The sequence below is a fragment of the Labrys sp. Lb11 genome (assembly GCF_057554225.1).
Genome location: NZ_BAAJOT010000010.1, coordinates 260,434 through 272,500 on the forward strand (window position 1 = coordinate 260,434; position 12,067 = coordinate 272,500).

Consider the following 12,067-nt stretch of genomic DNA (forward strand, 5'->3'; position numbering starts at 1 on the left):
TCAAGCCAAATCGCCTCCGGCAATCCCGGCGCGGTTCAAGATGCCGCCAATGCCATCCGCGCAAGGATTCGGATCACGGCTTCTGGAAACGGTGGTCGAGAAGCAATTTCGAGGATCGCTTAAGCGAAGCCATCGCGGCGATGCGCTCGCGATCGAGGTGCGGCTGCCGGAATCGCTGCTCTGCGACAGCATCCATTGATCCTGACCGCTTCGCATCATCCAAGGTGTAGTCGGGAACCAAATCTCGAAAACCTCGTTTCTTCAGCACTTCTTCAGGGGTTGAATCGGGGGCGGCTGCTTGAAAATCAATCTCGGCTACGAAATCTCGATCTCATGCCCTCAGCCGACCGAGGTCATCGCCCTGCTGCAAATCCATCAGGACAGGCAACGCGACATAGTCAGACAGGATGCCGTACAACTCGTTCCCGATGTAGATAGCCATGTCTATCTGGATGTGTTCGGCAATGTCTGCCGTCGGCTGACCGCTCCGGCGGGAGGCGTGACGCTGCGCTACAGCGCCATCGTCAACGACGACGGCGAGCCGGACGAGATCAACGAGACCGCCGGCGAGACGCCGATCCACGACCTTCCAGACGACGTGCTCCTGTATCTGCTCGGAAGCCGATATTGCGAGACTGACGAATTGATGGAGTTCGCCTGGCAGCTGTTCGGATCGGTCGCACCCGGTTGGCCGCGCGCGAAGGCAATCTTCGACTATGTGCACAATCGACTGACGTTCGGATACGGCCATGCGCGTGCGACAAGAACCGCTGCGCAGGCGCATGCGGAACAGGTCGGCGTCTGCCGGGATTTCGCGCATCTTGCGATCGCGTTCTGCCGCTGCATGAACATTCCCGCGCGTTACGTGAATGGCTATCTCGGGGACATCGGCGTCCCGGCCGATCCCGCGCCGATGGATTTTTCGGCGTGGGCCGAAGTGTATCTCGACGGCAAATGGTACACGCTCGACGCCCGGCACAACACGCCGCGGATCGGTCGTGTCGTCATCGCTCACGGGCGCGACGCAACCGACGTGCCCCTGCTTCATACATTCGGATCGCATCAGCTCACGACCTTCAAGGTCTGGACCGATGAGTTGGATGCCGGGACGTCATCACCATCAATCTAACGATCTGGGAGCAGGAGACAGACATGGCAGAACCGACCGAAGCAGACATTCGTTCAGACCTGGAAAAGCAGATCGGAGATTTGAGGAAGGAAGTGTCGCGGCTTTCGAAGTCCCTGGCTGGGAGAGCGTCTGAGGCTATCGATGACGCAGACGACCTCGTGGAGGAGGCGAGGGCGCGTGCTGGCGGCGCCGCAAAGCAGGTACGCGCGCAGGCGCAGGCTGTAGGCGAGGCAATTCGCGAAAACCCCGGTACGGCCGCGACGGTTTTGTCCTCCGCGGGGGTCCTCGGCTTCCTTCTTGGCTTTGTCGTTGGCGGCATGATGGCGAGCAGCGACCGTCGGAGCCGCTGGTAAGATCATGCGCTGACGCTGCAGAAACCGCATCGTTCGCACGTTCGGTCACCCAAGATTGAAAAGGAGAAAACAACCATGGAAGATGCAGGAATCGGCTGGATCTCAGCGATCATCATTGGCGGGCTCGCCGGGTGGATCGCGTCTAGTTTCATGAACAGCAGCACCGGCCTGCTGGCCAACATCGCGCTGGGCATTATCGGAGCGGCAGTTGCCAGCTTCCTGTTCGGACTGCTGGGCGTCTCCTTCGGCGGCTGGATCGGCTATCTCGTCGCCGGCTTTATCGGCGCCTGCATTCTTATTGGTGGGGCACGTGCCATCCGGAGCTAGCCGGCCTCCAGGGTAGCCACACTGTCACGCCGGGAGGTCACAAAGCCTGATCCGGTTCAAGCGGCCAGGAAGGTAAGCTTTCGGCGCGCGCGCGAGGTCGGCTTCGATATGGACCTGGCTATGGACAAGCCAATCTCGGCGCTGGCGGTTATCCCCTGGACGAAGGGCTGATCGTGCATCAGATAGGGCAGCGCACCGAATGCGATGCGGCCGCGTGCAATGTCCGGAGCAAGCAAGGTGTAGTCCTCCCTGACGTCCGGAATATCCTCCCCGACCGAGAGGAGTTGCCGCCGCAGTGACGGGAACGGCAGATTCTTACACTTGAGCGGCTTCTGGCCGCGGGCGTCGATGAACACGTCGAAGGTCCGTTCGTCGTCTCCAACGGCGACAAGGGTTTGATCATCCCGGATGTCCATCTCATAGTCCTGCCCGAGCTCGAGGACCTCGATCAGGCCGGCCTTGCGCAGCGCCAGCAGCCTGCGGATCGATTCCGAGGGAATGGCGGCGTAGTTGTCGACGAAGACCTTGCAGAGGCCGGCATCGAACCGCTCGCGGTCGTCCTCGTCGAGATGGGGGACGATCTCCTGCACCGCCTCGTGCAGCCGTAGGATCGCGTAGCGCCATGGCACCGTGTGCTTATCGCGCTTGTTGCGCTCGACTTCCCTCAGATTGTATTCAGCCCAGCGGAAGGGATCATGCCGCTGCCGGTCCGCGAAATAAGCATCCGCAAAGCTGTCGGCACCGAGCTTGGAAAGATACATGCGCTTGCTCCAGGCCGGATCGGCAGCCTCGATTTCTCGGGTCACGAGTGCGTAGACCCTGTCGAGCAATCCGTCAGGGCCGGCTGCGATTTCCCGTTCGATTGCCTCTTCGGTGGCGATCCGAAGCGGCTCATAAGGGATAGGGCAGTAGAAATCGGCTTCCGGCAAAATGCCCGAGCGCGACATCAGCGTGATCGACAACCCGTCGCTGTCTGCATCCAGGTCGAAGCGCAGGTTTTCGTCATCTTCTTCGATGAAGCTTCCGTGTTGGGCGACGACAGCCATGGCTGCGTCGATGGCGCTGAGCGACGTGCCCATAATGCCCACCCCGCATGGCGGGATCCTGGCCTCGATCAATCCTGACCACGGGCTCGGAAAATAGCTGCGAGTGGCCTCGTCGTCCTCGGGCCAGACGTGTCCGGTGGCGATGACGACGAGATCGAAGAGCTTTGTCACAGGCTCGCCCGCTGCCCAAAGCCGCACGCCGTCCGGGGCGGCTTCGAGATCGGTAACCTCGCAGGCTTCATGCACCTCGACATCGAAGCCTTTCTGTCGGGCCTCCTCGACGAGCGCCAGGAACTGGTCCCGAAAATACTCGCCCAGCAGGATGCGAGGCAGGAATTGCCGATCGTGAAGGCTCGTCTTGTCAACTCGGTACCGCGCGAGACGCTTTTCATCCTGAGCTCGCAGCCAATCGAGATAGGTCGATGCGATCGGCGGAATCTCGACGCTGGCGATGTTGGCCAGCATCATCCAGCTGTTCTCGTCGTCGTTGTAGGGCATGCCGACGCCGGCGTCTTCCCCCTTCTCGTAGATCGAGATGGACATGGGGTCGCCGGATTTGAGCAAGGAGAAGAAGGTATAGATTCCGGTCGGACCGGCGCCGACGATGGCAATTTTCTTCATGGGCAATCGCCAGTCCATTTCAGGTATTTCTCTACGAAACGGGAAGCGGCGCGGCCTGAGCCGGGCCGCTTGTCCTTCTGTTCGACACGGCTGGCCGCATCAGCACAATGTCTCCGCTTCATAGCTTGACGGCATCCTCTCGTGCCCAGACCCGAAGCTTGCGGCAGGAGGCGACGAAGTCCGGGGCCGACTTCGCTTCATCGAGCGGGATCAGGCCTTCGTCCATGTCGGGCTCGATGCCCGCCTTGGCGAGCAAGGGCATCGCGCCGGCGGTAAAGCCGATGAACTTGCAGTGGGCGAATGCATCAGCGATGAAATCCCGCGCCGTGGACTCGCCGGTCAACCGGTTCGCCGCTTCCTCGGACAGAACGAGCGCGACGGCATCGAACAAGACCGAGGGGCCGCCATCGATCATGCGGTCGGCCTCCATCCACTCGCCGGTCGATGCCTCGAAGCCTCCGACCTGTGGCGCGATCAGTTCCACCATCGCGCCTTCCTGCCCCGCAGCCTTCCGGATCGCCTCGATCGTGCCGGCATCGGAACCGTTTGCGACCAGCACGCCGATCTTGCGGCCCTGGAAGCTCGCCGGTCCGTTCTCGATGATGCTCAGCGCCGGAGATGGCGGAAGGTCGTCGCGTATCGGTACGGCGGCATCCGCTGCCTTCGGCATCTTGCGCATGCCGAGCTTGCTGGCGACCGTCTCGGCAAGCGTCGCGTCGATGTTGATCAGGTGCGACACGACACGCTCCCGGATGACGGGCGTTTCGACCTTTGAAAGCTCGAAAGTGAGCGCCATGGCGATGTGCTGCTGCTCCGTCGCCGTCTGGCTCAGATAGAACTGGCGCGCCTGGCTGTAGTGATCGGCAAAGCTCTCGGGCCGCTGGCGAACCTTTTGCCCGTCCTCCCGGGCCGAAAACGACCGGAAACCGCGCTTCGGATCGGGCCTCGGCCCTTCGCCCCACGAGTTTGGCTGGTAGTTGGCGCGGCCGGCGGGGTTGCGCATCGCCATGTGTCCGTCCTGCTGTAAATGATGGAAAGGGCATTTCGGCGCATTGATCGGAATATGCGTGAAGTTTGGGCTGCCAAGCCGCTTCAGCTGCGTGTCGAGATAGGAAAAGTTGCGACCCTGAAGCAGCGGGTCGTTAGAAAAGTCGATGCCTGGCGGCACGTTCTGGGTCATGAACGCGACCTGCTCGGTCTCGGCGAAGAAATTGTCCGGCATCCGGTCGAGCACCAGCCGTCCGACAGGGATCGGCTCGATCAGCTCTTCCGGGATCAGCTTGGTCGGATCAAGGACGTCGAAATCGAAGCTGTCGGCAAAGTCCTGACCGAAGAGCTGGACGCACAGTTCCCATTCAGGGAAGTCGCCGGCCCGAATTGCGCCCCACAGGTCGCGCCGATGGAAATCCGGATCGGCGCCGTTGATCTTGACCGCCTCGTTCCAGACAACCGATTGCAGGCCGAGCTTCGGCTTCCAGATGAACCTGACGAAGGTCGACTCGTCCTTTTCGTTCACGAAGCGAAAAGTGTGGACGCCAAAGCCTTCCATGAAACGGAAGGAGCGCGGGATAGCGCGATCCGACATGATCCACATGATCATGTGCATGGATTCCGGCGTCAGGCTGATGAAGTCCCAGAAATTGTCATGCGCCGACTGCGCTTGCGGGAACGCGCGGTCAGGCTCCTCCTTCACCGCATGCACGAGGTCCGGGAAGCGGATGGCGTCCTGGATGAAGAAGACCGGAATGTTGTTGCCGACGAGGTCCCAGTTGCCTTCCTGCGTATAGAACTTCACGGCAAAGCCGCGTACGTCGCGGGCAAGATCGAACGATCCCTTGGCGCCGGCGACCGTCGAGAAGCGGACGAAGACGGGCGTCTTCTCGCCCACGCGCTGGAAGATGTCGGCGCGCGTGTATTTGCCCAGCGACTTCGTGGTCTCGAAATAACCGTGCGCCCCATATCCGCGCGCATGCACAACGCGCTCGGGGATGCGCTCATGGTCGAAGTGGAAAATCTTCTCCCGGAAGTGGAAATCCTCGATCAGCGTTGGACCACGATCACCGATTTTCAACGTGTTGAGGTCGTCCGAAACCGGTCCGCCCTGCGCGGTGGTCATGAGCGGTGTCTTGTCATCGGCAACCTGATGGAGGTCTCCTCCCCGACCCGCATCGAGGTTCCGGTCATGAATCCTGAGTGACTTCCGCGCCGTCGCGGCTTTCCTGCTGGCTGACATGGCTGGCTCCGGTCGTTTGCGTGATCTCTATTCAAATGAAAAAAGAGCGCCATGTGACGCTCTTGTTCCGGATCACGCAGACTTTGCGCGTTGATTTGCCGACGCATCGGCCAGCTTCGTCAGGTCGCTGTCGGTCTTTGACTCTTCTTTGAGCGTCTCGTCGAGCAGCTTCACGGCTTCTTTCAGCCCGAGTTCTGCGGCCCATCGCTTGAGTGTGCCGTAGCGGGTGATTTCATAGTGCTCCACCGCCTGTGCGGATGAGATAAGGCCGGCGTCAAGCGCTGGTGTGTCCTTGAACTCTTCAATGATCTCCTCGCCCTCGGCGAGGATCCCTTCGATCGCATCGCAGGTTTTGCCTCTGGCCGGCTTGCCCATGAGCTCGAACACCTGAACGAGGCGCTCGACTTGACCCTCGGTTTCTTCACGATGCTTTTCGAAAGCGGCCTTCAGGTCTTCCGACTGCGCTGCCCGCGCCATTTTCGGCAGAGCCTTCAAAATTTTCCGCTCCGCGTAGTAGATATCCTTCAGGGTATCGTGGAACAGGTCGTCCAAGCTCTTTTCCTTAGGCATAGCCATACTCCTCTCTTTAAATTCTACTTGCAGCATGGTCCCATGCGCCGCGCGCAGGCCATTTCGTGAAAACGCCGCATCGATCATCTTCGTGCGGCGTCCTGTCTAGCGATGCGCCACTTCGTAGATGTCGGCTTCGTCGTCACGTTGGCGGCCAGCCAGCGCGGCAGCGACGCCGGCGATGAACGCGCCGATCAACAGAGACAGCGCGCTCACGAGAGCGAAGGTCACGCCGGCCTTCCTCGCCGTATCGGCAGCTTCCCTCGCTTTGGTCTTGGCTTCCTCAATGCGCGCAAGGACGGCATCGATCCGCGCATTGGCATCAGCCTCCGAGAGGCCGGTATTGGCGGCAACCAGCCGGGCGAGGTAAGCCTTGTCGTCAACGCTCAAAGATCCCGCCGCCGCGCTCTGCATAAGGATGCGCGTGACCTCTCCCACTGCCCGGGTCCGGCCATCGGGGCCACTCGCAAGATTGGACGGATCGTTCGGTCGCAGCAGGCTATCGACGAAATACTCCATGCCGCCGGTGCTGCTCGTCGCCCGATCGGCGAGATTCGCGGCTCCTGAGGTTGCGCCGGATACGATCGTGGATGCTGCGTGCATGCCCCCGCCGACGGCTGCCGTCAGACCTGATCCGAGGACGCCGACAACGAGCAAGGTCGCCAGCGCCCAAGCCATGAAGCCATGGGCGGTGTCACGGAAAAAGACCTCGTCCGACCGAACGCCGACCCATTTGGTACGGAGCCGGCCGGCCAGATAGCCACCTGCGGCGGACGACAGCCATTGAACTACAATCAAGCCAATGGCGGTCGAGGCCGCAAAGATGGTCAGGCCGGCGCCCTGACCGGGCCAAGGCGACACCATTGTGAGGCCAAGCCCCGAGCCGACCAAGGTCAGGATAACGGTGATGGTGGAGGCCGCGAGAGCGCCCGCGATAATCGCGCCCCAACTCACGGCGGATTGTGACGACTCGGTCGACACGACCGGATCGGCGGCAAGAGACCGTTCCATTGTGGCCTCCTATCGCAAGAATAATAAAATCAGGATGATGATCGGGATCGGTATTCCCAGTAGCCAGAGCAAAATGCCGCGACCCATTTTGACGCTCCCATGTTCAAGGTGAGACACAAACGCGGCAGGAAACCTGATGGTTCCTTTGTCCCGGCCACGCTGAATTCAAGGGCGGTCTATGCGGCCTCAATCATGATCTTGCTGCGATGCAGCGATGCGAACAGGCCTTCATAGGACGCCGCCATAATGTCCGTCGTGAACCGACGCTCGAACCGACGGCGGATCGATTGCCGATCCAGCCGATCGATGTGCCGAACGGCTGCGACGCCTTCGTCTTCACTGCTCACCAGGAAGCCGGTGACGCCGTTCTCGATCACTTCGGGCACCGAGCCGTTTCGCCACGCGATCACCGGCGTTCCGCAGGCCATGGCTTCGATCATGACGAGGCCGAACGGTTCGGGCCAATCGATCGGAAAAAGCAACGCCGCCGCGTTCCTCAGAAACTCGGATTTATCGGCATCGCCGATCTCGCCGACGAACTCGACATTCGCGTTCGCCTTTACCAGCGGCGCAATCACGTCGTCCCAATAAGTCTGGTCGACGCGATCCACCTTGGCGGCGATCTTCAACGACAGTCCCGCGCGCGCTGCGATCGCAATCGCACGGTCGGGTCGCTTCTCCGGCGAGATCCGGCCCAGAAAGGCGAGATAGTCGCCCGGTCGGGATGATGGCTGGAAGAGATCGGACGGAACGCCATGATGGATGGTGCGAACCCAATTTGCATCGGGCAGATGCCGTCGCTGTGCGTCAGAAATCGAAACCAGCGGATAGTCCGGCCACCGCGCATAGGCGCCGTCGAGGTCAGTCATGTCGAGACGCCCGTGTAACGTCGTCACGGTGCGATCTGCGATCGCCTCGAATAAGGGGAAATGCACCAGATCGACATGAAAATGCAGCACGTCGAATTCATGTGCGCGCTGACGAACCTCGTCGAGCATCGACAGATGCGCCGCGTGATCCGCCTTCAGGGGCGAGGGATCGAGCCTGATGGCTTGCTCCCGTACCGGCACAAGCTTGGCGCGGGTCTGCGCGTCGGCGGATGCAAACAGCGTCACATCGTGGCCGCGCCGAACAAGTTCATCGGTGAGATAGGCGACGATGCGTTCGGTCCCGCCATACAGACACGGAGGGACTGCTTCATAGAGAGGAGCGATCTGAGCGATCTTCATTGGCGATATCTCGGTTTTAGTATCGTGATGGCGTCCGTGAGTCTGTTTTCGGAGCGGTTGATACCGACGCTATTTGTCAGCAGCGGACGATATTATCCAGATGCAGATGCATCAGATCGTATGACGCATCTGCATCTTTTGTGGCCCTGTCGCGTGATCTACCTATCAGCCGTGAAGACAGGGCGATGGTCGCTCTTGTCGATGAACTACATTCACGGAGAAGCGTCATGGATAAAGATCGCATTGACGGTGCCGCCAAGCAGGTCAAGGGCACACTCAAGGAGGCTGTCGGCAAGGTCACCGGCGACGCCAAGACCGAGGCTGAAGGAAAGGCTGAAAAAGCCGCCGGCAAAGTGCAGAACGCCATCGGCGGCGCGAAGGATGCGGCCCGCGATACATTGAAGAAGTGAACCGCGCCGGGATTGCCGGAGGCTCCAACTCTTGAGAAGTGGGAGCCATCATGAGCAATACGACAAATCGATTTCCACCCGCGGTCAGAGCCCGCGCGGTTCGGATGGTTTTGGATCACGCGAGGGAGCATCCGTCGCGCTGGGCGGCGGTTTCGGCGATCGCGGCCAAGATCGGCTGCACGGCGCGGACATTCAACGAACGGGTGAGGAAGGCCGAGGTGGACAGCGGCGGGCGCGGCGACCTTGCCACCGAGGCCGCCGAGCGGCTCAAGGCGCCGGAGCGCGAGACCCGCGCACTGCGGCAGGCCAATGAGATCCCGCGCAGGGCGTCGGCCTATTTTGCGATGGCGGAGCTCGACCGCCCGTTCAAGCGATGATCGCCTTCATCGACGATCACCGTGGGAAATACGGGGTCGAGCCGATCTGCCGGGTGCTGCCGATCGCCCCGTCCACCTATCATGACCATGTCGCCAAGCGTGCCGATCCCTCCCGGCTGTCGCCGCGGGCGAAGCGGGACGCGGCCTTGAAGGGAGAGCTGCGGCGGGTGTTCGCGGCGAACTTCCGGGTCTGCGGGGGGCGCAAGGTGTGGCGGCAGCTCAGGCGGGAAGGCTTCAACGTCGCTCGCTGCACCGTCTCCCGGCTGATGCGGGAAATGGGCTTGGAGGGGGCGATCCGCGGCAAGCCGGCGAAGACGACGAAGAGCGACAAGGCGGCGCCTGGCCCGCTCGATCGCATCAACCGCCTGTTGCAAGCCTAGCGCCAAACAGGCTGAGGGTCTCCGACTTCACCGATGCCGCCACCTGGGCCGGCTTCGTCCATGTCGCCTTCGTCGTCGACGCCGACGCCCGCCGGATCGGCGGCTGGCGGGCGGGCAGGACGGCGCATGCGGGCTTCGTCCTCGATGCTCTCGAGCAGGCGCTCCATGACCGTCGTCCCGTGCGCGGCGGCGGCCTCATCCATCACAGCGATCGCGCCAGCCGGTACCTCGCGATCAACCACACTGAGCGCCTGGCCGAGGCCGGCGTCGAGCCGTCGGTCGGCAGCGTGGGAGATTCTTACGACAAGGCGCTCGCCGAAACGATCGACGGCCTCCACAAGACCGAGGCCATCATCGGCGTGGACCCTGGCGCTCCTTCGAGGCGGTCGAGTTCGCGACGCTGGAATGGGTCGGCTGGTCCAACAAGCGCCGGCTCCCGGAGCCCATCGGCAACATCCCGCCGGCCGAAGCCGAGGCGCGTTACCACGCCATGCTGGAACAGCCCGCCATGGCCGCGTGGCTCAAACCAAATCGCCTCCGGCAATCCCGGCGCGGTTCAGCTTGTGCGGCGCGGGCCTTGCTTGGCGGTTCGGGGATCGGAACGGCAAAAAGCCCGCGGTCCCTGGGGGACGGCGGGCTTTTTTGCGTTGGTTGCGGGGGCAGGATTTGAACCTGCGGCCTTCAGGTTATGAGCCTGACGAGCTACCGGGCTGCTCCACCCCGCGGCAGGGTCGTCGGTGTCGGTGCCCGACAACCGGAGACGGGAGCATGATGAAGAGGAATTGTCCTTGGCAGGCCTGGCGACGACCTACTCTCCCAGGTCTTGAGACATAGTACCATCGGCGCGGAGGAGTTTAACGGCCGAGTTCGGGATGGGATCGGGTTCAGGCTCCTCGCTCAGGCCACCAGGCCGGCGAAAGACAATTGAAGCAAGCGGTCCTGCGTGTGCGGCCGGCGAACCGTTCGGTTCGCGGCTGTTGCGACGAACTTCGTTCGCGCAGTCGACAAATCTTGCGATTTGCGACGTGAGCATTGGCAATGAGAGCGATCAAGCCGATCAAGCGATTAGTACCGGTTAGCTGCGCGCCTCGCGGCGCTTCCACACCCGGCCTATCAACGTGGTGGTCTACCACGGCTTTCAAGGGAGAACTCATCTTGAGGTGGGTTTCCCGCTTAGATGCCTTCAGCGGTTATCCCGACCGTACATAGCTACCCTGCACTGCGGCTGGCGCCACAACAGGTCCACCAGAGGTACGTCCATCCCGGTCCTCTCGTACTAAGGACAGATCCTCTCAATTCTCCTACGCCCACACCAGATAGGGACCAAACTGTCTCACGACGTTTTGAACCCAACTCACGTACCACTTTAATCGGCGAACAGCCGAACCCTTGGGACCTTCTCCAGCCCCAGGATGTGATGAGTCGACATCGAGGTGCCAAACGATTCCGTCGATATGGACTCTTGGGAATCATCAGCCTGTTATCCCCGGCGTACCTTTTATTCGTTGAGCGATGGCCGTTCCACAACGGACCACCGGATCACTATGGCCGACTTTCGTCTCTGCTCGACGTGTCAGTCTCGCAGTCAGGCGGGCTTATGCCATTGCACTCGACGACCGATTTCCGACCGGTCTGAGCCCACCTTCGCACGCCTCCGTTACTCTTTGGGAGGCGACCGCCCCAGTCAAACTACCCACCATACACTGTCCCGGAACCGGATGACGGTCCGCGGTTAGACATCCATGTTCATAAGGGTGGTATTTCAAGGGTGGCTCCACGAGAGCTGGCGCCCTCGCTTCAAAGCCTACCACCTATCCTACACATGCAAACACGAATGCCAGTGTAAAGTTATAGTAAAGGTGCACGGGGTCTTTCCGTCTAAGTGCAGGTACCCCGCATCTTCACGGGGAATTCAATTTCACTGAGTTGATGCTGGAGACAGCGGGGAGATCGTTACGCCATTCGTGCAGGTCGGAACTTACCCGACAAGGAATTTCGCTACCTTAGGACCGTTATAGTTACGGCCGCCGTTTACCGGGGCTTCGATTCAAAGCTTGCACCTCTCCTCTTAACCTTCCGGCACCGGGCAGGCGTCAGACCCTATACGTCGCCTTGCGGCTTAGCAGAGCCCTGTGTTTTTGTTAAACAGTCGCCACCCCCTAGTTTGTGCCCCTCGCCAATGGTTGCCCACCAACGAGGCCTCCTTATCCCGAAGTTACGGAGGTAAATTGCCGAGTTCCTTCAGCATCATTCTCTCAAGCGCCTTGGTATACTCTACCAGTCCACCTGTGTCGGTTTCGGGTACGGTCTCACGTGGAGGCTGTTTCCTGGAACCCCGAGGCCGCCTGATCAATCCGATAAGACCGGACGACGGTTGGGAT

At 61.1% G+C, this 12,067-nt stretch carries 10 protein-coding genes, 1 tRNA gene, 2 rRNA genes, 1 pseudogene and 1 other annotated feature (1 of these 15 cut by a window edge); of the genes and pseudogenes, 5 read left to right on the forward strand and 9 right to left on the reverse strand.

Annotated features, from left to right (window positions below; all coding sequences use genetic code 11):
* Nucleotides 1-192 carry a hypothetical protein gene (locus AC27L4_RS31560; protein WP_487146669.1) on the reverse strand — a complete coding sequence of 64 codons (192 nt, stop codon included), beginning with the start codon at nt 190-192 and terminating at the stop codon, nt 1-3.
* Nucleotides 193-298: 106 nt separating this feature from the next.
* On the opposite strand from AC27L4_RS31560, the gene AC27L4_RS31565 reads away from it, so the two are divergent.
* The 3 genes from AC27L4_RS31565 (at nt 299) to AC27L4_RS31575 (ending at nt 1,809) form a co-directional block, all read left to right on the forward strand.
* Entirely contained in the window at nt 299-1,129 is an 831-nt protein-coding gene (locus AC27L4_RS31565) for a transglutaminase-like domain-containing protein (protein WP_487146648.1), read from the forward strand.
* A 23-nt stretch (nt 1,130-1,152) separates the two neighbouring features.
* Nucleotides 1,153-1,482, forward strand: a complete 330-nt coding sequence (locus tag AC27L4_RS31570) for an ElaB/YgaM/YqjD family protein (protein WP_487146650.1) — start codon at nt 1,153-1,155, stop codon at nt 1,480-1,482.
* A gap of 75 nt (nt 1,483-1,557) precedes the next feature.
* Complete coding sequence (locus AC27L4_RS31575; RefSeq protein WP_487146651.1) at nt 1,558-1,809, forward strand: GlsB/YeaQ/YmgE family stress response membrane protein; 252 nt, start codon at nt 1,558-1,560, stop codon at nt 1,807-1,809.
* 56 nt (nt 1,810-1,865) lie between these two features.
* Here the strand turns inward: AC27L4_RS31575 and AC27L4_RS31580 are convergent, their stop codons facing one another.
* The 5 genes from AC27L4_RS31580 to AC27L4_RS31600 form a co-directional block, all read right to left on the reverse strand.
* Nucleotides 1,866-3,476: an FAD-NAD(P)-binding protein gene (locus AC27L4_RS31580; RefSeq protein ID WP_487146652.1), complete on the reverse strand. Its 1,611-nt coding sequence runs from the start codon at nt 3,474-3,476 to the stop codon at nt 1,866-1,868.
* A 118-nt stretch (nt 3,477-3,594) separates the two neighbouring features.
* On the reverse strand, nt 3,595-5,709 hold the full coding sequence (gene katE, locus AC27L4_RS31585; protein ID WP_487146653.1) for a catalase: 2,115 nt from the start codon (nt 5,707-5,709) through the stop codon (nt 3,595-3,597).
* A gap of 72 nt (nt 5,710-5,781) precedes the next feature.
* On the reverse strand, nt 5,782-6,279 hold the full coding sequence (locus AC27L4_RS31590) for a YciE/YciF ferroxidase family protein (protein WP_487146666.1): 498 nt from the start codon (nt 6,277-6,279) through the stop codon (nt 5,782-5,784).
* Between the two features lie 105 nt (nt 6,280-6,384).
* Nucleotides 6,385-7,290 (reverse strand): hypothetical protein, encoded by a 906-nt coding sequence (locus AC27L4_RS31595; protein ID WP_487146654.1) that lies wholly within the window; start codon nt 7,288-7,290, stop codon nt 6,385-6,387.
* A gap of 176 nt (nt 7,291-7,466) precedes the next feature.
* Nucleotides 7,467-8,519 (reverse strand): glycosyltransferase family 4 protein, encoded by a 1,053-nt coding sequence (locus AC27L4_RS31600; RefSeq protein ID WP_487146655.1) that lies wholly within the window; start codon nt 8,517-8,519, stop codon nt 7,467-7,469.
* A 227-nt stretch (nt 8,520-8,746) separates the two neighbouring features.
* Here AC27L4_RS31600 and AC27L4_RS31605 point away from each other — a divergent pair, with 227 nt between their 5' ends.
* Nucleotides 8,747-8,929, forward strand: a complete 183-nt coding sequence (locus tag AC27L4_RS31605) for a CsbD family protein (RefSeq protein WP_487146656.1) — start codon at nt 8,747-8,749, stop codon at nt 8,927-8,929.
* A gap of 50 nt (nt 8,930-8,979) precedes the next feature.
* A pseudogene (locus tag AC27L4_RS31610) lies at nt 8,980-10,356 on the forward strand (IS3 family transposase).
* Nucleotides 9,261-9,377: a sequence feature (AL1L pseudoknot), on the forward strand. (Overlaps the previous pseudogene by 117 nt.)
* On the opposite strand, the gene AC27L4_RS31615 reads toward AC27L4_RS31610, so the two are convergent.
* From AC27L4_RS31615 to AC27L4_RS31625, 3 genes are all read right to left on the reverse strand, one after another.
* A tRNA-Met gene (locus tag AC27L4_RS31615) sits at nt 10,335-10,411 on the reverse strand. The pseudogene AC27L4_RS31610 and the gene AC27L4_RS31615 overlap by 22 nt on opposite strands.
* Before the next feature lie 70 nt (nt 10,412-10,481).
* A 5S ribosomal RNA gene (gene rrf, locus AC27L4_RS31620) occupies nt 10,482-10,596 on the reverse strand.
* A gap of 134 nt (nt 10,597-10,730) precedes the next feature.
* Nucleotides 10,731-12,067 (reverse strand): 23S ribosomal RNA (locus AC27L4_RS31625) (it continues 1,491 nt past the right edge of the window).

Coding starts and splice junctions, on each gene's coding strand:
- AC27L4_RS31560 (WP_487146669.1), bottom strand. CDS start 192: ATGCTGTCGCAGAGCAGCGATTCCGGCAGCCGCACCTCGATCGCGAGC.
- AC27L4_RS31570 (WP_487146650.1), top strand. CDS start 1,153: ATGGCAGAACCGACCGAAGCAGACATTCGTTCAGACCTGGAAAAGCAG.
- AC27L4_RS31575 (WP_487146651.1), top strand. CDS start 1,558: ATGGAAGATGCAGGAATCGGCTGGATCTCAGCGATCATCATTGGCGGG.
- AC27L4_RS31580 (WP_487146652.1), bottom strand. CDS start 3,476: ATGAAGAAAATTGCCATCGTCGGCGCCGGTCCGACCGGAATCTATACC.
- katE (WP_487146653.1), bottom strand. CDS start 5,709: ATGTCAGCCAGCAGGAAAGCCGCGACGGCGCGGAAGTCACTCAGGATT.
- AC27L4_RS31590 (WP_487146666.1), bottom strand. CDS start 6,279: ATGCCTAAGGAAAAGAGCTTGGACGACCTGTTCCACGATACCCTGAAG.
- AC27L4_RS31595 (WP_487146654.1), bottom strand. CDS start 7,290: ATGGAACGGTCTCTTGCCGCCGATCCGGTCGTGTCGACCGAGTCGTCA.
- AC27L4_RS31600 (WP_487146655.1), bottom strand. CDS start 8,519: ATGAAGATCGCTCAGATCGCTCCTCTCTATGAAGCAGTCCCTCCGTGT.
- AC27L4_RS31605 (WP_487146656.1), top strand. CDS start 8,747: ATGGATAAAGATCGCATTGACGGTGCCGCCAAGCAGGTCAAGGGCACA.